The sequence below is a fragment of the Gemella sp. oral taxon 928 genome (assembly GCF_001553915.1).
Taxonomy (GTDB): Bacteria; Bacillota; Bacilli; order Staphylococcales; family Gemellaceae; genus Gemella; species Gemella massiliensis.
Genome location: NZ_CP014233.1, coordinates 660,335 through 681,283 on the forward strand (window position 1 = coordinate 660,335; position 20,949 = coordinate 681,283).

Consider the following 20,949-nt stretch of genomic DNA (forward strand, 5'->3'; position numbering starts at 1 on the left):
AAGGAGTGACTTAAAATCGTGATTTCATAAGAAATGGGTTTTATTAAGTTGCTCCTATACAATTTATTAGATTTAAGAATTTATTAATTGATAGTAATTATTATTGCCAATTAATAGCTGTAGTGATACAATGGTAATATAAATTTTTTATAAAATTGCTTAATATATAAAAAATAAAATAGTGGTAGTTTTACCATAAAAAATAAGGAGGAAATTTATGCTAAACGTTTATAAAAAAATATTATATTATGTACCAAAAGAACGTTATTTAGTTTATCTAGGGATATTGTTTTCTATATTTTCTGTTATTTCAACTATAAGTGCATATTATTATTTTAATGAATTTCTAAATAAATTAGTCATTGATAATAATATATCCGATTCTAAATACTATGCGTTTGTTATAGTAGGCTTTTTGGTTGGTAGTTCGATATTATATGGAATTTCAGGGATAATAACTCATGTTTTAGGATTCAGATTAGAAACAAATCTTAGAAAATATGGAATAAATGGATTATCAAATGCAAGTTTCAGTTTTTTTGATACCCATAGTTCAGGAAAAACAAGAAAAATTATTGATGATAATGCAGAACAGACTCACATGATAGTGGCGCATTTAATCCCGGACAATGCACGTGCGATATTAACGCCGATTTTAATTTTAATATTAGGGTTTATAGTGAACTGGAAAGTAGGAGTATCACTGGTGGTTTTATGCTTAGTTAGTGGTTTAGCATTATCACTTATGATGGGTGAAAAGAACTTTATGGATATTTACCAAAAATCTTTAGAAAGACTTAGTAGTGAAACCGTTGAGTATGTAAGGGGTATACAGGTAATAAAAATTTTCGGTATTAATGTTTTATCATTTAAAGCCTTGCATAATGCCATAAAAGATTATTCAAAATATGCTCTTGATTATTCTATGAGTTGTAAGAGAGGGTATGTCGGGTTTCAACTGTTCTTTTATGGTTTTATAGCTATAATAATACCAATTGTTATATTTTTTATTGACATGAGTGACCCACGACAATTAACTGTTGAATTAATAATGATACTGTTTTTAAGTGGAGTTTTATTTGTATCTATTATGGGAATAATGTATGTTTCGATGTACGCATATTTAGGAACTTCTGTAGTAGAAAAATTAGAAAATATTTTTAATGAAATGCAAAGCAATAAATTAAGTTTTGGTGATAAAGAAGAATTTAAAAACTTTGATATAGAATTTGAAAATGTTAATTTTGGCTATAATGAAAAACTTATTTTGAATAATTTAAGTTTTAAACTTGAAGAGAATAAAAGTTATGCTTTTGTAGGTTCTTCAGGAAGCGGTAAGTCAACTATAGCTAAACTTATTTCCGGTTTTTACAAAATTAGTTCAGGAGCTGTAAAAATTGGTGGTGAAAATATAGAATCATATAAAGAAGAAGCACTTATTAAAAATATTTCTTTTGTATTTCAAAGTGTAAAACTATTTAAAAATAGTATTTATGAAAATGTAAAATTAGGAAGAGATGATGCAACATATGAAGAAGTTATGGAGGCTCTTCATCTTGCAGGATGCGATACTATTTTAGATAAATTTAAAGATAGAGAAAATACTATAATCGGAACTAAGGGAGTATATCTATCAGGCGGAGAAAAACAAAGAATAGCAATTGCCAGAGCTATTTTAAAAGATGCAAAAATAATAATCATGGATGAGGCAAGTGCAGCGGTGGATCCTGATAATGAGTATGAATTACAAAGAGCTTTTGCAAATCTTATTAAAGATAAAACGGTGATAATGATTGCTCATCGTTTATCAAGTATAAGAAATGTAGATGAAATACTTGTAGTTGATAATGGAAAAATTATCGAACGAGGTTCTGATAAAGAATTAATGTCTATAGATAGTTCATATAAAGAGTTTCAAAGAGTTTATGGACAGGCAAATGAATGGAGGGTTAGTCATGAAAAATAGGATTAAAAATTTATTTGCATTAACCGATCAAGGAGCCGAGGATTTAATGAGAGCCAGCACATACTCATTTTTAGTATATTTTATAAATATGTTCCCGGCAATATTATTAATGTATTTTATAGATGGATTGTTGTTGGATCATATTAAAAATAAATATGAGTATTTAGGTATATCTATAGTAGTTCTAATAGTTATGTATATATTATTAGACAAAGAGTATGATTCTCTGTTTAATGCTACGTATAGAGAGAGTGAAAATTTACGAATAGATATAGCAACAACAATTAGTAAGTTACCTCTGTCATATTTTTCAAAACACGATTTATCTGACATAAGTCAAACTGTAATGAAAGACGTTGAGGCAATAGAACACGCTATGAGTCATGCTATGGCTAAAGCGATAGGATTTTTCATATTTTTCCCTATTATATCAATATTGTTATTACTTGGAAATGTTTGGCTCGGGCTTACCGTTATTATATCGGTTGCTGTAAGTTATATGTTTATAGTAATTTCAAAAAAACTACAACTTTCTGCCAATAAGAAGCATTATGATAAATTAAGAGCAAACTCAGAAAGTTTCCAAGAAGCGATTGAGTTACAACAAGATATAAAAAGTTTCGGATTATCTGAAAAAATTAGAAGAAGTTTAGATAAAAAAATGGAAGAAAGTGAAAAAATACATTTAAAAGCAGAAGTAGTTTTATTTGTACCTATGCTTTTATCGTGGATAATATCTCAATTATCTTTAGCAGGGGTAATAGTTGTAGGAACTATATTATACGCAAATGGAAGTATAAATCTTTTATACCTACTAGGTTATATTTTTGCCGCTACAAAAATAAAAGAAGCAGTAGATGGTTTAAGTGCTAATACTACAGAAATATTTTATCTTGACTCAAGAATAAAAAGAATAAAAGAAATAAAAGAATTTCCTTTACAAGAAGGAAAAAATGTAGAATTTAATAATTTTGATATAGAATTAAAAAATGTAGAGTTTGCATATGATAAAAATAGTAAGGTTCTAAAAGATGTAAGCTTTGTAGCTAAACAAAATGAAGTTACAGCTTTAGTAGGTGTATCAGGTTGTGGGAAAACCAGCGTTTTAAAATTAGTATCACGATTATATGATTACGATAAGGGGAGCATAACAATAGATAACCATGATATTAAAGATATAGCGACAGATTCACTATTCAAATATATTTCAATAGTCTTTCAAGATGTTGTATTATTTAACACTTCGATATTGGAGAATATTCGTATCGGACGTAAGGATGCAACGGATGAAGAAGTAAAAGAGGCTGCCAAATTGGCATATTGTGATTTTATAGATAAATTACCGGACGGTTATGATACCATTATTGGAGAAAACGGTGCTACCCTATCAGGTGGAGAACGTCAACGTTTATCAATAGCACGTGCATTTTTAAAAAATGCACCGATAATTATTTTAGATGAAATTACAGCGGCACTTGATGTAGAAACTGAGAAAAAAATTCAAGAAAGTTTAAATAAACTGACTGTTAATAAAACAGTGTTAGTTATTTCTCATAGATTAAAATCAATAGAAAATGCTGATAAAATAGTTGTTCTTGATGATGGTGTTGTAGAATGTCAAGGAACACATAAATATTTATTGGACAACTCAACTATTTATAAAAAGTTAGTTGATAAAGCACATGCGGTAGAGCAATTTACTTATTAAAAGATAAATAAAAATGAAGTCTAAAAATGTTATTAGACTTCATTTTTATAATATTTGAAGTTTATAAAAATTTATAAATGAGTTGAGAGCAGAGTTTTTAAAATATATTTTTAGATAAATAAAAATTAGTGTACATTTGTAAATGATGTGAGACAAAAAAAGTAAAAAATAAATACCGGATATAATAGAATTACATAGAAGCTAGCTTCTATGTAAACCGTATGAAGCCCCCGACGTAAATTACATTATTTGATTAGATTTGCCAGCTTTAATTCCTTAGAGAACATTTCAGATTTCTAAAACTTATTTGTCAAGGATTTGAAAAAGGCGTAGCCCTTGTCCTTGACAAATAAGTTGTGAAATCGGCTCTGTGTCAAATACGGGGCATGAGAAAAAATAAGGATAAAATGCTAAGCAATGCAGTGTTGCTTGGCATTTTTCAAAACGCCCTTAAAAGAAATATTATTTTTATACTCAGAAACAAATAACTTAGAAACAACTAAAATGCGTAATCTAAAGTTATAAAAGCTATTATAACCATAAGAAACTCTCTTTAAAACCTTTATCTTATTATTAATACCCTCCAAAGAACCATTAGAGATAGAATACCTAACACTATTAAGCATATACTCTTTATGTTTTCTCATAGTATTAATAGCCTTACTAACACCATCAGATAAACCGATAGTAGATTTTTCAATTAATTCTTTAAACTCCAACTCATTTCTATACCTTATCGCATATCTAATATCCTGAACTCTCTCATAGCTAGCCTTAAATATACAATCTAATCCTAATAAATAATCTAAAATATCACGTCTAGTAACTAAACTCCTAAAACTCCTATTAAAGAAAAACCTACCATGAGTAACATTACTTTCATCTTCTAATATTAACTTCCAATTATTTTTTAAAAGAGTATAATTAATACCTTTTTGTTTTTTGTAAATATTCATTAGCTTAACTCTAGTTCTATTAAGTTCTCTATTAACATTTTGAATAATATGAAACCTATCTATAACAATTTCAGCATTAGGAAACTTATTTCTAATCAACTTCATATAAGGAGTATAAATATCAATACAAATAGCCTTAACATTACTTCTAGCCTCTTTAGAAAATCTGGAAAAATAATTATTTAAAATATACTCAGTTCTACCATCAACTATATCAATAATCTCATGAGTTAAAGCATCTAAAAAAATAAAACTCATACCATTTTTACTATCTTTAGTAAACTTTAACTCATCAAAGCATAAATACTCAGGTAAGGTATTATAGTTAAGAATGTCTACATGGGATTTACATTTATAAAGAGTTCTTATAACAGTATTAACCGATACATTATTCATTTTGGCTATTTGTTTAAAAGATAAAGTATCAGCTAAATCACTCATTATAGAAAACTTAACATTTTTAGAAATACTACAGTATTTATCTACAAAAGAAGTAGTAGCTACAAATTTTTTATTACAAGTTTTACACTTGAAACGTTGCTTTCTTAGTTCCAAATAAGCAGGGATACCTGATATTTTTAATAGATTAATTCTAGTAAGTTCATTAAAGCCGTTTTTAACTACAGTATAACCTTTATTAAGACAACCACAGCATTCACACTTCTTGGGTTTATATGTTAAGGTACCTTTGAATACAAAGTACTTTTGATTATTTTTTATAGTTTCGTTATGTGTTTTCTCAATAGTTATATTTTTATCTTTTATTTGTAGTAGGTTTTTAATGAATTCTCCCTCTTTTATTTCTTTTGTTTTTGTGTTAAAATTATTCATGACAGATATCCTTTCATAGTTTATTTTTTTTGCACTTTAATTATATTGGATATTTGTCTTTTTGTATATTAAAAAACAATACGAGGTATGGATTTTTTTTCATGCCCCGTATTTATTATACAACCGTGAAATCTATTATCTAACAAGGAATTAAAGCCGGCATATTTTTATAGACTCTTTCCGTAACTCTTTTCTTTTTTCAACAGGAGAAAGCCAATTTAAAGTCTGCATAGGAAGACGGTTAGAGCGATATAGATACTTTTTCATCTGAGATATAAGATCATCATACGAAAAGAAAGATAAATGCCTGTAAAAACGTTCATTATCATTTCTATGACTACGTTCAACCTTACCGTTATGTCTAGGAGTTCTAGGTCTAATAAGTTGATGTTTAATGCCAAGATTATTACACAATACATCAAAAGGGTGTATTCGTTTAGTATCTTTAAAATGCGTAAATTCAAAACCATTATCAGTTTGAATTATCTTAGGTTTATACCCAAAATAATCAATAGCCATTTTAACAAATTGAACAGTAGAATATGATGATTGTTCTTTAAAAGGGAAAATAAATCTTTCCCTAGTAGCTTCATCAATAATAGTATATTGATAAAATTTATCAGGAATTTTTCCTACATAACAACGTTTAGGAACATATTTCACATCAAGTTGCCATTTTTTACCAATTTCAGTAGGTGTGTCATAAGGTTTAGGTTTATAAGGAATTACTTTTTTCTTAGTATCTTTATAAAAACCTAATTTTCTAAGCACTCTAAATAAAGAACAAGGATGTCTTTTATAACCTTTGTTGAATTTAAGTTTAGCATATAATTCAATCATAGAAATATTAGGATTACGTTTAATAAGATTTTTAATCCAAGACAATTCTTCAACTGTATGGGCGTTAGGGTGAATGGAATGAGGTCTATGAGACTTACCTATAAGAGACTCTTTAGTACCGTCATATTTTTTATTCCAACTCAAAAGAGAGGCTTTTGATATTTTATAGCGCCTACAAATAAAGCGGATAGAGTTACCATTTCTATAAGTTTTAACTGTAGCTATTCTTGTTTGTAAAGTATGAGGTATATATCGTTGTGTTTTTTCTATATTTTCTGTTATAATAGTTTTCATAAGAGTAAATTCCTTTTTTTGATTTGTAGGTAACTTCATTATACAGGATTTACTCTTCTTTTTTTTTATTATATGTCTCACATCTATTGTAACACTACATATATTTTTAGATAAATAAAAATTAGTAATGGTTATTATTCGGTTTTTATGTTAAACTGTTTTTAATATACACAGGAGGTTTAGAGAATGTTAAAAACTAATTTTTTAGGAGTAGAATTAACCAGTCCGCTTATGAATGCTTCCGGTGTTCATTGTATGTCTATTGAAGAATTAGAAGAGCTTACAAATAGTCAAGCGGGAGTTTTTATTACAAAAACGGCGACACAGGTTGAGCGAGAGGGTAATTTAAAACCTCGCTATTATGATACAAAATTAGGTAGTATTAATTCAATGGGACTGCCAAATAAGGGTCTTGATTATTATTTGAATTATGTGATTGAACGCCAACAACAAGGTGCTCAGTTACAATTTTTATCAGTAACAGGAATGAGTTATGAAGAAAATATAAATTTGCTTAATAAAATTCAGGAAAGCGATTATCAAGGAGTTACAGAATTTAATTTATCATGTCCAAATATACCCGGAAAACCTCAAATTGCATATGATTTTGAGTTGATGGAAAAACTGCTCAGTGAAGTTTTCACATTCTTTACAAAGCCGCTTGGTGTGAAACTGCCACCGTATTTTGACATAGCACATTTTGATGGAATGGCAACTATTTTAAATAAATTTCCTTTAACTTATGTAAATAGTGTCAATAGTATAGGAAACGGATTATGTATTGATATTGATAAAGAACAAGTTGTAATTAAGCCAAAAGGCGGTTTTGGCGGGCTTGGCGGTGAGTACATTAAACCGACAGCATTGGCTAATGTAAGAGCATTTAGAGAAAGATTAAACCCTAATATTAGAATTATTGGAACCGGTGGAGTAATTAACGGTAAAGATGTCTTTGAACATATATTGTGTGGAGCGGACTTAGTTCAAGTTGGAACAACTTTACATAAAGAAGGTGTAGGTGTTTTTACAAGATTAAATGAAGAACTTAAAGTTATAATGAAAGAAAAAGGATATACAAGTTTAGAACAATTTAGAGGGAAGTTAAAAATAATAGAATAATATTGTTAGAAAATCAAATTAAATAAATATTTTAATGATAAAATGATTAGATATAATTTAAAATTTATATTAAAGGGGTAATAGATGATAGGAAAGAGATATATATTGCTACCGGTATGCAGTTTAACAATTTTTATTATAGTGGTGTTGGGTTTTAATAATATATTAGTCCCATTAGATATGGAAATTATAAAAATAGTGCAGAGTTTAGAAACACCAATTCTCACAAAAATACTGGCATTATTAACTAATATATCGGATACAATTCAAAATATAATAATTACAACAGTAATAGTTATCGTGTTATATTTGAAGAAATATAAACAAGAAGCATTGTATTTAACGATAAGTATGTTGACATGTAGCTTGTTGGTAATGGGTATTAAAAACTTTATCCAACGTCCCAGACCACAAATTCATAGATTGGCGGAGATTTCGGGATATAGTTTTCCAAGTGGGCATACAGTGTCTGCGACAATACTATATTTTTCGATGGCATTAATTATTGTAAAAATATATCAACAATTAACGAAACAAGTTACGCTAACTATAGCAACAATTGGAATAATATTTATAATATTTTCAAGAATATATTTAGGTGTACATTATCCCACTGATACGATAGCAGGAGCAGCACTTGGGATAACGGTAGTAGTGTTTTATTATTGGGTATTTTATAAAAGTCCTTTATACAAGTACGGAGAAAAATAATGAAAAAAAGAATATTATTAATTACAGGTTCTTTTGGTAACGGTCATTTACAAGTCTCGGGAAATTTAAAAGAAATGTTTGAAAAAAAATATAAAGATAGGGTTATAGTAGATGAATGTGATTTATTTTTACAAGCTCATCCACGCTTAACTTCAGTATTGAGAAAATTATATTTATATAGTTTTTCATATTTTAGAAATGTTTATGGATATTTGTACTATATGGGTAAAAATAATAAACAAACATCTGCCTATAGATATTTCAGTTACCATTATTTATACAGTAAAATAGAGAAATTCAAACCTGATATAATAGTATCAACATTTCCAACGCCGGCATTAACACTTTTAAAAAATAAAAAAATACCTATTGTTAATGTGGTGACAGATTATCATTTTCACAAAAGTTGGTTGACTGAAAATGCCTTAAAATATTTTGTACCATGTGAGAATACAAAAATACAGTTTATAGAAGCGGGTGTAAAGGAAAAAAATATAAAGGTTTTAGGATTACCAATTTCAGAAAAATTTGATATACGAATATCCAAAAAACAATGGTTAGCTAAAAATAATTTAGATATTAAGAAAGAAACCTTACTTTTGGTGGCAGGAGCATTTGGAGTATTAAAAAATTTTAATAAAATAGTAGATGCTATACTGGCAAGAAATAAAAATATACAGTTGGCGATAGTCTGTGGAAAAAATGTAAAATTAAAAAATTTATTGAAAAGATTATATAAAGAAAACTATCATGTTAAGATTTTAGGTTACACTACTAATATGAGAGAATGGATGCAAGCATCAACGGTAATTGTGACGAAAGCCGGCGGTGTAACTATTACAGAAAGTTTAGCCAGTAATATTCCGCTAGTTTTATTAAAACCTGTTCCGGGACAAGAAAAAGAGAACGCCTTATATTTTGAAAAAAATAATATGGCAAAAATTGCGGATACAAATAGAGAACTAGTCGATATAATAAGTAAATTATTAGAAAACAAACAACAGTTAATCGAGATAAAAAAGAATATGGCACAAAATTATCTACCAAATGCAACGGAAAAAATCTGTGAAGATATAGTAAAAATAATTAAAGTATAAATTTTAAAATATTATAGATGTATAGAAAGATTATTTTTGCTTGCCATATTATTTGACAATAAGAATATTATGGTATATACTAACGATAATTTGAATAATAATCTTTAATGTGATCCGGAGAGGTCAGCAAAGATACGTGATTAAAATAACCACATTTAATTAATCCGGGTGTATAGTATATTGTTGTCCTGCTCATATGAGTAGGATATTTTTTATGAGGTGAGAGATGAAAAAAAGAGTACTATTTGACGAAACGATGATAGCACGAATGATAACACGTATAGCAAACGAAATTTTAGAACGTAATGATATTAATGATGTCGTTCTTGTCGGTATAAAAACACGTGGTGTTTATTTGGCTAAACGTTTAAAAGAAAAAATTAAGATAATAGAAAACTTCAATGTTCCGGTGGAGGTATTGGACATTAAATTTTATCGTGATGATTTGGAAAAACAATCACAAGACCCGGAAATAAAGACACCTAAGTTTAAAATGAATTTGAATGAAAAAACTGTAATTATAGTTGATGATGTACTGTATACCGGACGAACAGTTCGTGCAGCGATTGATGCAATTATGGACGTTAGTCGACCGCAAGCGATAAGACTTGCGATATTAGTAGATCGTGGACATAGAGAATTGCCGATACGTGCAGATTATATCGGAAAAAATATTCCAACTTCAAAAAAAGAAAATGTCAAAGTGCTTTTAAATGAAGTGGACAATAGTGAAGAAATATTACTAATATAGATAAAAAATCTTTTTAAGATAGCCCGGAGAGGCTAGCAAGGGATTGGTAAGAATATATATTTTTTATTGATAAAAATATATATTTATAAAATAAGAAATACTATAACCAAAATACCTTGAAGCCCGTACTTTAAGGTATTTTATTTTATTCATAAATATTGAACTGGAGGTAGCAATGAAAAATATAGTATCAATGTCAGATTTAACAAATGAGGAAGTATATTCTCTTGTTAAACGTGCATTAGAATTAAAAAGTGGTAAAAAAGTAGCACCGCGTGAAGATTTATATGTTGCAAATTTATTCTTTGAAAATTCAACAAGAACAAAACATAGTTTTGAAGTAGCTGAGCATAAACATCGACTTAATGTTATTAATTTTGATATAACAACATCATCAGTTAATAAGGGAGAAACATTCTACGATACATGCAAAACTCTTGAGATGATAGGTTGTAATATGTTGGTGATAAGACATAACAAAGAGAAATATTATAAAGAACTAAAAAGTTTAAATATACCGATACTTAACGGAGGAGATGGTAGTGGTGAACATCCAAGCCAGTGTTTACTCGATTTAATGACTATATACGAAAGATTCGGTAAATTTAGCGATTTAAATATTATTATTGCCGGAGATATTAAAAATTCTCGTGTTGCACGCAGTAATTACAATATGTTAACACGCCTTGGCGCAAAGGCTAGTTTTGTTTGCCCGGAGTGTTTTAAAGATGAAACACTTGGAAAAGTTGTAGATTTTGATGAAATAATTGAAAAAGTGGATATTTGTATGTTATTACGTGTACAGCATGAAAGACATAGTGAACATATGAGTTTAACAAAAGAGGAATATCACAAAAATTATGGTCTAACTCTTGAACGGTATAAGCACTTGAAGGATACAGCAATTATTATGCATCCGGCACCGGTGAATCGTGATATGGAGATTGCTGATGAGTTGGTTGAATCCTCAAAATCAGTTATTTTTGAACAGATGAAAAATGGTATGTTTATGCGTCAGGCAATGATAGAAAAAATAATTAAAGACAATAATTTATAATAAAAAGGAGTACAGTATGTTACTACTAAAAAATGGTCAAATATTAGAAAATGGAATATTAGTGAAAAAAGATATTTTAGTTGACGGTAAGAAAATCTTAAAGATAACTGAAAACATTGAGGAAAAGGTAGATAGAGTGCTTGATTTAGAAGGGAAATTTGTTTCTCCCGGATTTATAGATGTCCATGTACATTGGAGAGAACCGGGATTTGAATATAAAGAAAATATTTATCATGCTTCTCGTGCAGCGGCTCGTGGTGGTTTTACAACGGTTATGCCGATGCCTAATTTGGATCCTGTACCGGATAATTATGAAAATTTAAAATTACAATTAGATATTATTGAAAGAGATTCAGTCATTCGTGCTATTCCTTACGGTGCAATAACTAAAGGAGAACAAGGTAGAGAATATGCAGAATTTAAAGAGTTGGCAAAATATGTTTTTGCATTTAGTGATGATGGTCGTGGGGTACAGAATGCAAATATGATGTATGAATCAATGAAAGTAGCAGCTGAATTAGGAAAAGCAATCGTAGCACATTGCGAAGATAATTCGTTAATACGAGGAGGTTGTATGCACTGCGGTCGTCGTAGTCGTGAACTTGGTCTGCCGGGGATACCGTCAATATGTGAATCAGTTCAAATAGCTCGTGATGTGTTGTTGGCAGAAGCAAGCGGTTGTCACTATCATGTGTGTCACGTATCAACAAAAGAATCCGTAAGAATAGTAAGAGAGGCGAAAAAAGCCGGCATAAAAGTAACGTGTGAAGTATGCCCACATCATTTGATTAGTGATGAAATGGATATTCCGGATAATAACGGTATATGGAAGATGAACCCACCGCTACGTTCACGCGAGGATAGAAAAGCGTTAATAGCTGGGCTGCTAGATGGTACTATTGATATAATAGCAACAGATCATGCACCGCATGCAACTTATGAAAAAGAGTTACCAATGCAAAAAGCGGCATTTGGTATTGTCGGTAGTGAAACAGCATTTAGTCAGTTATATACAAAATTTGTAAAAACAGGAATTTTCTCATTAGATTTTTTAGTAGAAGTTATGACAAAACGTGTTGCAGATATTTTTGACTTACCTTTCGGTACATTGGAAGAAAATGGGTATGCCGATTTAGTAGTGATTGATTTAGAAAAAAGTTTAACAATTAATCCGGATAATTTTTTATCAAAAGGACGCAATACTCCTTATGTAGATGAAGAAATTTATGGAATACCTGTATTAACATTAAGTGAAGGACAAATAGCATATAAAGATGAAGAAGTGTTTGATATAAAATATCTATAGTGGTAAAAATACAATAAAAGTTCAATATATATAGAAAAATTTTTAAATTAAGATATGGTATTTACACACCATATATAAGTTAAGTAGAATACTTTATCATTATTAAATGTTGAAATAAATTTTGCAAAAAATTAATGAAAGAGAGAAAAGTTATGTACAGTTATAATAAGCAGCTAATTTTGGAAGATGGTACGGTATATAAGGGTTACGGTTTTGGTGCCGATATAGAAACAGTAGGAGAAGTCGTTTTTAACACCGGAATGACAGGGTATCAGGAAACATTATCGGATCCCTCATATAATGGGCAAATAGTAACATTTACCTATCCTCTAATAGGGAATTACGGAATTAACAGAGATGATTTTGAAACAATAACACCAAGTATTAAGGGATTAATAGTAAGAGAAGTTTGTAAAAAACCATCAAATTTTAGAACGGAGTATACTCTTCATGATGTATTAAAAGATTTGAAAATTCCGGGAATTTCAGGAATTGATACCCGCAGTTTAACGAGAAAAATAAGAGAACACGGAACAATAAAGGGTGTAATTACCGACCTTTGTGTAGACAGTGATAAAGTGCTTAAAAAGTTACGAAGTTCAAATCTTCCAACGGATCAAATTTCTCAAGTGTCAATCCAACGTGCTTATCAATCATCCGGAAAAGGATATAGAGTAGTCTTAGTGGATTTAGGCATGAAATCAGGTATTTTACGTGAGTTAAATGCACGTGGGTGTGATATTGTAGTTGTACCTTATAATATTTCAGCTAAAGAATTATTACGTTTAAATCCGGATGGAGTTATGCTGAGTAATGGGCCGGGAGATCCGGAAGATGTCCCGGAAACAATCGCAATGATAAAAGAGATAATGGATAAATTACCGATATTTGGAATTTGTATGGGACATCAGTTAATCTCTCTTGCAGGTGGTGCAAAAACTTATAAATTAAAATTTGGTCATCGTGGAGCTAATCATCCGGTAAAGAATTTACTAACCGGAAAAGTTGATATAACATCGCAAAATCACGGATATAGTGTGGATATAAAATCTTTGGAGAGTACCGACTTGGAATTAACGCATCTGTCAGTTAATGATAAAACTTGTGAAGGTGTAAGACATAGATATTATCCGGTATTTTCGGTACAATATCACCCGGAGGCATCACCAGGGCCACATGATCCAAACTATCTATTTGATCAATTTATAGAAAATATGAGTAAATATAAAGCGACTAAAAAGAAATAGCAAGAGAAAAGATGATACAAGGAGAACGACAATAATGCCAAAACGTAAAGATATTAAAACAATATTAGTAATCGGATCAGGACCAATTATTATTGGACAAGCAGCAGAATTTGATTATGCGGGAACTCAAGCTTGCCTTTCACTAAAAGAAGAAGGATATGAAGTTATTTTAGTAAACTCGAATCCTGCAACGATTATGACAGATAAAGAAATTGCAGATAAAGTGTATATGGAACCATTAACGTTAGAGTTTGTCAGTAAAATAATTCGCAAAGAGCGTCCTGATGCTCTGCTACCGACATTAGGAGGACAAGTAGGATTGAACCTTGCTGTTGAATTACATAAGAGCGGCATATTAGAACGCTATGGAGTAGAATTATTAGGTACGAAATTAAGTTCAATAGAACGAGCGGAAGACAGGGAGCTATTTAGAGATTTAATGAATAAATTAGACGAACCTGTACCGGAGTCGGAAATTATCACGACGTTAGATGAGGCATATATTTTTGTTGAGAAAATAGGTTATCCTGTTATTGTTCGCCCGGCATTTACCATGGGTGGTACCGGAGGTGGAATTTGTTATAATGAAAATGATTTGAATGAGATTGTAAGTAGCGGATTACATTATTCACCGGTTACGCAGTGTTTATTGGAAAAATCAATTGCAGGTTTTAAAGAAATAGAATATGAAGTGATGCGTGACAGTAACGATACGGCAATTGTAGTTTGTAATATGGAAAATATAGATCCGGTTGGTATTCATACCGGAGATTCTGTAGTGGTAGCACCGTCGCAAACATTAACAGATAGAGAATATCATATGTTACGTGATGTATCATTGAAAATTATTAGAGCTTTAAAAATCGAGGGCGGTTGCAATGTGCAACTGGCATTAGATCCAAAATCATTTGAATACTATATTATAGAGGTAAATCCTCGAGTGTCACGTTCATCAGCACTTGCCTCAAAGGCAACCGGTTATCCAATAGCAAAAATAGCCGCAAAAATAGCCGTGGGATTAACATTAGATGAGATTATTAACCCTGTAACTAAAAATTCGTATGCCTGCTTTGAGCCAACACTTGATTATGTGGTAAGTAAAATACCACGTTTTCCATTTGATAAATTCGAAAATGCCGATAGAAAACTTGGGACACAGATGAAAGCAACCGGTGAGGTTATGGCAATAGGAAGAACGTATGAAGAGAGTTTATTAAAAGCGATACGTTCACTAGAATATGGAGTTCATCACTTAGGGTTACCGAATGGCGGAGATTTTTCATTAGAAGAAATATTAGAAAAAGTAAGACAAGCAGGTGATGAGCGATTATTTTTTATCGGCGAGGCATTACGCCGTGGGCAGAGTACCCAAGATATACATGAAATTACCAAAATTGATATATTTTTCTTGGAAAAAATGAAAAACATAATTGATATTGAGCATGAATTAAAAGAAAATATCGGTAACTTAGAGTTATTAGAATATGCTAAAAAATATGGATTCTCCGATAGAGTAATTGCACATCGTTGGAATATGGCAGAAAGTGATGTATACAAATTACGTCAAAAAAATAATATTATTCCGGTATTTAAAATGGTTGATACATGTGCAGCGGAATTTGTATCAGAAACACCGTATTTTTACTCAAGTTATGAGCAGGAACAGGAATCAATCGTCAGCACTAAAGAAAAAATTATAGTTCTCGGTTCCGGACCAATAAGAATAGGACAAGGTGTTGAGTTTGACTATGCAACGGTGCATGCTGTAATGGCGATAAAAGAAGCGGGGTATGAAGCTATTATTATTAATAACAATCCGGAAACTGTATCAACGGACTTTACCATTTCAGATAAACTTTATTTTGAACCGCTAACCGAAGAGGACGTAATGGCAATTATTAATCACGAAAAACCGCTAGGAGTAGTAGTACAATTCGGTGGGCAAACGGCAATTAATTTAGCGGATAAATTAGAAAAAAACGGCGTAAATATTTTAGGTACGGCACTTGAAGAAATAGATAATGCAGAAGACAGAGATAAGTTTGAAGCCTTACTTCATAAATTAGCTATTCCACAACCATTAGGAAAAACAGCTTTCGATGTTGAAACGGCACTAAAAAATGCAAAAGAAATAGGATATCCGGTATTAGTAAGACCATCGTACGTATTAGGTGGTCGTGCTATGGAAATAGTCTATGAAGAATCAGAATTACGTCGTTATATGAAAACAGCGGTTAAATTAACGCCGGAACATCCGGTATTAACGGATCGTTACCTAGTAGGGCGTGAAATAGAGATTGATGCAATTAGTGACGGGGAAACTGTTGTAATACCGGGAATAATGGAACATATTGAACGTGCAGGGGTACATTCAGGTGATTCGATTTCGGTGTATCCGCCACAAACACTGTCATCTTCAGAAAAAGAGAAACTGATAGAATATACAATAAAATTAGCGAAAGGTTTAAATATAGTAGGTTTATTAAATATCCAATATGTAATAAGCAAAGGAGAAGTATTTGTTCTTGAAGTAAATCCTCGTAGTTCACGTACAGTACCATTTTTAAGCAAAATTACAGGTGTGCCTATGGCAAAACTTGCAGCCGGTACGATAATAGGAAAAACATTAAAATCACAAGGATATGAAACAGGACTATTACCTGAAAGCAATAATTTTTATACAAAAGTACCGGTATTTAGTTTTCAAAAATTAAAAGACGTAGATACTACTCTTGGTCCAGAGATGAAATCAACAGGTGAAGTATTAGGAAGTGATACAACTTTGGAAAAATCATTATATAAAGGGTTGGTAGCTGCAGGAATTAGAGTTAGCGATCAAGGTAATATATTGTTTACAATAAGCAATGACGATAAAGAAGAAGCACTGATGCTGGCGAAACGCTTCTCAAGTTTAGGATACAATTTATTAGCAACAGAAGGGACGGCAAAATTTTTACAACAACATAATTTAAGGGTAACAGCTGTCGGAAAGATTAGTCAAAGTGAATACAGTGTATTAGATGCGATATATAATGGAGATGTTGATATAGTTATTAATACAACATCAAAAGATAAAGATGTAACAAAAGACGGCTTTAAAATTCGTCGAGTGGCGAGCGAACAAGAGATTGTATGTATGACGTCACTTGATACGGCGAATGCTTTATTAAAAGTTCTTGAATCAATTTCATTTAATATATTACCATTATAAGTAGGAGGATTTTAATGCAGGTACAATTAGTTAAAGTAGTAGAAAATAAGAAAATAGCAGATAAAATATATAAGTTAACCCTAGAAGGAAGTATAGTAAATGAGATGAATACAGCGGGGCAGTTTGTAAATATAAAAGTTGGTAAAGGAAGAGAGTTTCTATTACGTCGCCCAATATCAATTTGTGAAATAAATAAAGAAGAACAAACTTTTGTTATAGTATATCGAGTAAACGGAGAGGGGACAAAGTGTATTTCAAAACTTAATATAGGGGAGATGGTTGATGTCCTAGGTCCGTTAGGTAAGGGATATGACATTACTACTTTAATTAAAGGAGAAACAGCACTTTTAGTAGGAGGTGGGATAGGTGTTCCACCATTATACGAACTGGCAAAGAAATTCAATGAAAAAGGGGTAAAAACTATTCATGTTTTAGGTTTTAATAATGAAAAAGATGTCTTTTACAAAGAAAGATTTGAAAAATTAGGAACTACTTACGTCGCAACGGCAGACGGAACATATGGTGAAAAAGGATTCGTTACCGATATAATAAAAAAATATAATATTCAGTACGATAAATATTACAGCTGTGGTCCATTAGCAATGTTAAAGGCATTAAAAAATATGGACAGTGAGCATATAGGTTATATTTCACTGGAAGAGAGAATGGCGTGTGGTGTAGGAGCGTGTTATGCCTGTGTTTGTAACAAAATAGACGGTATGGTATCACGAGTATGTTATGACGGTCCGGTGTATAAAGCGGACGAGATAGCGGTATAGGAGATTAACTATGAATGAGCGATTAAAAGTGCAACTACCCGGTTTAAATTTAAAAAATCCTATAATGCCGGCTTCAGGATGTTTTGCATTCGGATTGGAATATGCTCAATTTTACGATTTATCAAAACTTGGTGCAATTATGATAAAAGCTGCAACAAAAGAGGCAAGGTTTGGGAATCCGACACCGAGAGTAGCGGAAACTTCTAGCGGAATGCTTAATGCAATAGGATTACAAAATCCCGGTGTACACACTATTATTAATACTAAGCTAAAAGAACTTGAACAGTATAATGTGCCAGTTATAGCCAATATCGCCGGCAGTACGGTAGATGATTATGTTTATGTTGCAGAACATATAAGTAAAGCACCTAATGTACATGCGTTGGAATTAAATATATCATGCCCTAATGTGAAAAGCGGCGGTATTCAATTCGGCACAGATCCAAGTACGGCACATTATTTGACAGAACGAGTAAAAACAGTATCCAAAGTGCCGGTTTATGTAAAATTATCACCTAACGTAACCGATATTGTAACAATGGCAAAAGCTGTTGAAAGTGGAGGTGCTGATGGTATAACAATGATTAATACATTGGTGGGAATAAGATTAGATAAAAAAACAGGAAAACCGATAATAGCAAATGTAACGGGAGGGTTGTCGGGCCCTGCAATAAAACCGGTAGCAATCCGTATGATTTATCAAACATCACAAGCTGTTGATATTCCAATAATTGGTATGGGCGGAATTATGGATGAATGGGATGTAATTGATTTTATTTCAGCCGGGGCAAGTGCCGTGGCAGTAGGGACGGCAAATTTTACAGATCCTTATGTTTGCCCAAAAATCATTGATAAACTAGAGAATGCCTTAGACGAATTAGGAGTAAATCATATATTGGATTTAAAAGGACGTGCTTATAAAAATTAAAAATTGTTGACTGTTAATAAATTATTATAAGTATAACAAAAGGAGGAATATACAATGCAAAGAGATGTTATTATAGCTTTAGATTTCCCAACAGTAAAAGAAACATTGCGATTTTTAGAAAAGTTTGAAAAAGAAAAATTGTTCGTAAAAATTGGTATGGAATTATATTTACAAAATGGACCTATAATAATAGAAAAGATAAAGAATTTAGGGCATAAAATATTTTTAGATTTAAAACTTCATGATATACCTAACACAGTCTATGGTGCAGCAAAAGGGCTAGCTAAATTCAATATAGATGTATTGACGGTACATGCAGCAGGAGGATTTGAAATGTTAAAAGCTGCTAAACAAGGTATGGTAGATGGCGGTGGAGAAAATACAAAAGTAATAGCTATTACTCAACTTACCTCAACGTCGGAAGAAAATATGAAAAAAGAGCAATTAGTGATAACATCACTAGAAGAAAGTGTGAGAAACTATGCGCGTTTGTCAAAAAAAGCGGGGCTTGACGGAGTTGTATCATCAGTATGGGAAGTTGGGTTGATTAATGAAGAATGTGGAGAAAATTTTTTAAAAATAACTCCGGGAATAAGATTGAAAAACGACAGAACAGAGGATCAAAAACGTGTAGCTACACCTCAAATGGCAAACGAAAAAGGTAGTAACTATATTGTAGTCGGTCGTTCAATAACTAAAGTAAGTAATCCCCAAAAAATATATAAATTTATTAAAGAGCAATTTACAAACAATAATGAATGAAAAGGAGTAAACTATGAACATAGAAAATCAAATAGCAAAACATTTACTGGATATTGGAGCGGTGACATTAAGACCCAATGATTATTTTACATGGACGTCGGGAATTAAATCTCCTATATATTGTGATAATAGAATAACGATGTCGTATCCAACAACAAGAAGAGAAATAGCTAACGGATTGTCAGAATTGATTGGGAAATTTTTCCCAGATGTAGAAGCAGTAGCGGGGACAGCTACTGCAGGTATTCCACATGCTGCGTGGGTGAGTGAGATACTGAATTTACCTATGGTTTATGTGAGAAATTCAAAGAAAAAGCACGGTAAGACCAATCAGATAGAAGGACGTTTAATTGCCGGACAAAAGGTTGTTGTTATCGAAGATTTAATTTCAACAGGATTGTCATCATTAAAGGTAGTAAAAGCTCTAGAAGAAGCAGGAGTAGTAGTTTTGGGAGTTGTAGCAATATTTAGTTATGATTTATTGAAAGCAAAAGAAGCATTTGCTAAAGATAATGTGGTATACCACACATTGACAAATTATAACTATTTAATAGAAGAGGCACTTAATAATGGTTATATTAAAAAAGAAGATGTAGAAAAACTTCTTAAATGGAGAAATGATTTGTAATATATCTTTATAGTTCCCCAAACGTAATAGTATAAGTATATAGAAACCATCAAAATATATTGTTTCTTTAAAGTTAACTTAATGTTTAGAAACTATAATAGTACGACAAGACATTTTTGATTTTTACCAAGAAGTGTGATAAAATTAGAAATCATAATAATATAAAAAAGAGGGATTGTGACAGTGAAATTTTTGAGAGAAATTTTGGAATGGATAGTTGTCGTTGTCGTATCTATAGTTATTTATTTAGTATTGAGTACGTACGTAATTGCTCCGTTCACCGTAAAAGGTCATTCGATGGACTATACATTTGCAGATAATGATAAAGTGTTCGTTAATAAATTAAGTAAAAATTATAAACGTGGAGATGAAGTGGTTTTCCATGCTAATGAAACAGATGATTATATTAAGCGTATTATTGGTGTTCCGGGAGATACGATTGAATATAAAAATGATGTACTATATGTAAATGGTCAAAAAGTGGATGAGCCATATCTTGAGCAGAAGATAAAAGAAGCAAAATCAGAAGGTAATTCACCATTAACACCGGATTTTAATATAGAGTATTTAAGCAGTACGAAATCAAAAACCGTTCCGGAAGGAACATATTTCGTAATGGGAGATAATAGACAACATAGTACAGATAGTCGTATTTTTGGTTTTGTAAAAAAAGAAGCTATGATAGGAAAAGTAAGTTTAAGATACTACCCGCTTAAATCATTTAAATTCTTTTAATTAAAAAAATATTGAAGGTTTTT

17 protein-coding genes are annotated in these 20,949 nt (G+C 31.1%); 15 read left to right on the plus strand and 2 right to left on the minus strand.

The window, feature by feature from the left end; genetic code table 11:
* Positions 1-217: 217 nt before the first annotated feature.
* Together AXE85_RS02930 and AXE85_RS02935 are read left to right on the plus strand one after the other, a co-directional pair.
* The gene (locus AXE85_RS02930) at positions 218-1,966 is read left to right on the plus strand and encodes an ABC transporter ATP-binding protein (protein ID WP_062173062.1); all 1,749 of its coding nucleotides are present in this window, start codon (positions 218-220) and stop codon (positions 1,964-1,966) included.
* Positions 1,956-3,674, plus strand: a complete 1,719-nt coding sequence (locus AXE85_RS02935) for an ABC transporter ATP-binding protein (protein WP_174222371.1) — start codon at positions 1,956-1,958, stop codon at positions 3,672-3,674. Before AXE85_RS02930 ends, AXE85_RS02935 begins: the two co-directional genes overlap by 11 nt.
* A gap of 410 nt (positions 3,675-4,084) precedes the next feature.
* Here AXE85_RS02935 and AXE85_RS02940 read toward each other — a convergent pair whose 3' ends face one another.
* Positions 4,085-5,461: an ISL3 family transposase gene (locus tag AXE85_RS02940; RefSeq protein WP_062173064.1), complete on the minus strand. Its 1,377-nt coding sequence runs from the start codon at positions 5,459-5,461 to the stop codon at positions 4,085-4,087.
* A 150-nt stretch (positions 5,462-5,611) separates the two neighbouring features.
* On the minus strand, positions 5,612-6,595 hold the full coding sequence (locus tag AXE85_RS02945) for a DDE-type integrase/transposase/recombinase (RefSeq protein ID WP_062174685.1): 984 nt from the start codon (positions 6,593-6,595) through the stop codon (positions 5,612-5,614).
* Positions 6,596-6,781: 186 nt separating this feature from the next.
* Between AXE85_RS02945 and AXE85_RS02950 the strand changes: the two genes are divergently transcribed.
* From AXE85_RS02950 to lepB, 13 genes are all read left to right on the plus strand, one after another.
* Positions 6,782-7,714, plus strand: a complete 933-nt coding sequence (locus AXE85_RS02950; RefSeq protein WP_062173065.1) for a dihydroorotate oxidase — start codon at positions 6,782-6,784, stop codon at positions 7,712-7,714.
* An 84-nt stretch (positions 7,715-7,798) separates the two neighbouring features.
* Positions 7,799-8,425 (plus strand): phosphatase PAP2 family protein, encoded by a 627-nt coding sequence (locus AXE85_RS02955; protein ID WP_062173066.1) that lies wholly within the window; start codon positions 7,799-7,801, stop codon positions 8,423-8,425.
* On the plus strand, positions 8,425-9,522 hold the full coding sequence (locus AXE85_RS02960) for an MGDG synthase family glycosyltransferase (RefSeq protein ID WP_062173067.1): 1,098 nt from the start codon (positions 8,425-8,427) through the stop codon (positions 9,520-9,522). The genes AXE85_RS02955 and AXE85_RS02960 overlap by 1 nt, the downstream gene beginning before the upstream one ends.
* 226 nt (positions 9,523-9,748) lie before the next feature.
* Complete coding sequence (pyrR, locus tag AXE85_RS02965) at positions 9,749-10,273, plus strand: bifunctional pyr operon transcriptional regulator/uracil phosphoribosyltransferase PyrR (RefSeq protein WP_062173068.1); 525 nt, start codon at positions 9,749-9,751, stop codon at positions 10,271-10,273.
* Positions 10,274-10,448: 175 nt separating this feature from the next.
* Positions 10,449-11,330, plus strand: a complete 882-nt coding sequence (locus AXE85_RS02970) for an aspartate carbamoyltransferase catalytic subunit (RefSeq protein ID WP_062173069.1) — start codon at positions 10,449-10,451, stop codon at positions 11,328-11,330.
* A 16-nt stretch (positions 11,331-11,346) separates the two neighbouring features.
* Positions 11,347-12,636 carry a dihydroorotase gene (locus AXE85_RS02975; RefSeq protein ID WP_062173070.1) on the plus strand — a complete coding sequence of 430 codons (1,290 nt, stop codon included), beginning with the start codon at positions 11,347-11,349 and terminating at the stop codon, positions 12,634-12,636.
* A 152-nt stretch (positions 12,637-12,788) separates the two neighbouring features.
* Positions 12,789-13,883 carry a glutamine-hydrolyzing carbamoyl-phosphate synthase small subunit gene (gene carA / locus AXE85_RS02980; RefSeq protein ID WP_062173071.1) on the plus strand — a complete coding sequence of 365 codons (1,095 nt, stop codon included), beginning with the start codon at positions 12,789-12,791 and terminating at the stop codon, positions 13,881-13,883.
* A 34-nt stretch (positions 13,884-13,917) separates the two neighbouring features.
* A complete protein-coding gene (gene carB / locus AXE85_RS02985) occupies positions 13,918-17,094 on the plus strand; it encodes a carbamoyl-phosphate synthase large subunit (RefSeq protein ID WP_062173072.1) in 3,177 nt (1,058 codons plus the stop codon).
* 14 nt (positions 17,095-17,108) lie between these two features.
* Positions 17,109-17,873, plus strand: a complete 765-nt coding sequence (locus AXE85_RS02990) for a dihydroorotate dehydrogenase electron transfer subunit (RefSeq protein WP_062173073.1) — start codon at positions 17,109-17,111, stop codon at positions 17,871-17,873.
* A gap of 10 nt (positions 17,874-17,883) precedes the next feature.
* Positions 17,884-18,801: a dihydroorotate dehydrogenase gene (locus AXE85_RS02995; protein ID WP_062173074.1), complete on the plus strand. Its 918-nt coding sequence runs from the start codon at positions 17,884-17,886 to the stop codon at positions 18,799-18,801.
* A 54-nt stretch (positions 18,802-18,855) separates the two neighbouring features.
* A complete protein-coding gene (gene pyrF, locus AXE85_RS03000) occupies positions 18,856-19,563 on the plus strand; it encodes an orotidine-5'-phosphate decarboxylase (RefSeq protein ID WP_062173075.1) in 708 nt (235 codons plus the stop codon).
* Positions 19,564-19,576: 13 nt separating this feature from the next.
* Positions 19,577-20,191 carry an orotate phosphoribosyltransferase gene (pyrE, locus tag AXE85_RS03005; RefSeq protein ID WP_062173076.1) on the plus strand — a complete coding sequence of 205 codons (615 nt, stop codon included), beginning with the start codon at positions 19,577-19,579 and terminating at the stop codon, positions 20,189-20,191.
* A 177-nt stretch (positions 20,192-20,368) separates the two neighbouring features.
* Complete coding sequence (lepB, locus tag AXE85_RS03010; RefSeq protein WP_231723801.1) at positions 20,369-20,926, plus strand: signal peptidase I; 558 nt, start codon at positions 20,369-20,371, stop codon at positions 20,924-20,926.
* Positions 20,927-20,949: the final 23 nt, after the last annotated feature.

Bases quoted from the DNA above. Each gene is read 5' to 3' on its own strand.
- pyrE (WP_062173076.1), top strand. From the start codon at position 19,577: ATGAACATAGAAAATCAAATAGCAAAACATTTACTGGATATTGGAGCG.
- AXE85_RS02960 (WP_062173067.1), top strand. From the start codon at position 8,425: ATGAAAAAAAGAATATTATTAATTACAGGTTCTTTTGGTAACGGTCAT.
- AXE85_RS02930 (WP_062173062.1), top strand. From the start codon at position 218: ATGCTAAACGTTTATAAAAAAATATTATATTATGTACCAAAAGAACGT.
- AXE85_RS02945 (WP_062174685.1), bottom strand. From the start codon at position 6,595: ATGAAAACTATTATAACAGAAAATATAGAAAAAACACAACGATATATA.
- AXE85_RS02975 (WP_062173070.1), top strand. From the start codon at position 11,347: ATGTTACTACTAAAAAATGGTCAAATATTAGAAAATGGAATATTAGTG.
- carA (WP_062173071.1), top strand. From the start codon at position 12,789: ATGTACAGTTATAATAAGCAGCTAATTTTGGAAGATGGTACGGTATAT.
- AXE85_RS02955 (WP_062173066.1), top strand. From the start codon at position 7,799: ATGATAGGAAAGAGATATATATTGCTACCGGTATGCAGTTTAACAATT.
- pyrF (WP_062173075.1), top strand. From the start codon at position 18,856: ATGCAAAGAGATGTTATTATAGCTTTAGATTTCCCAACAGTAAAAGAA.
- carB (WP_062173072.1), top strand. From the start codon at position 13,918: ATGCCAAAACGTAAAGATATTAAAACAATATTAGTAATCGGATCAGGA.
- AXE85_RS02995 (WP_062173074.1), top strand. From the start codon at position 17,884: ATGAATGAGCGATTAAAAGTGCAACTACCCGGTTTAAATTTAAAAAAT.
- pyrR (WP_062173068.1), top strand. From the start codon at position 9,749: ATGAAAAAAAGAGTACTATTTGACGAAACGATGATAGCACGAATGATA.
- AXE85_RS02935 (WP_174222371.1), top strand. From the start codon at position 1,956: ATGAAAAATAGGATTAAAAATTTATTTGCATTAACCGATCAAGGAGCC.
- AXE85_RS02970 (WP_062173069.1), top strand. From the start codon at position 10,449: ATGAAAAATATAGTATCAATGTCAGATTTAACAAATGAGGAAGTATAT.
- AXE85_RS02950 (WP_062173065.1), top strand. From the start codon at position 6,782: ATGTTAAAAACTAATTTTTTAGGAGTAGAATTAACCAGTCCGCTTATG.
- AXE85_RS02940 (WP_062173064.1), bottom strand. From the start codon at position 5,461: ATGAATAATTTTAACACAAAAACAAAAGAAATAAAAGAGGGAGAATTC.
- AXE85_RS02990 (WP_062173073.1), top strand. From the start codon at position 17,109: ATGCAGGTACAATTAGTTAAAGTAGTAGAAAATAAGAAAATAGCAGAT.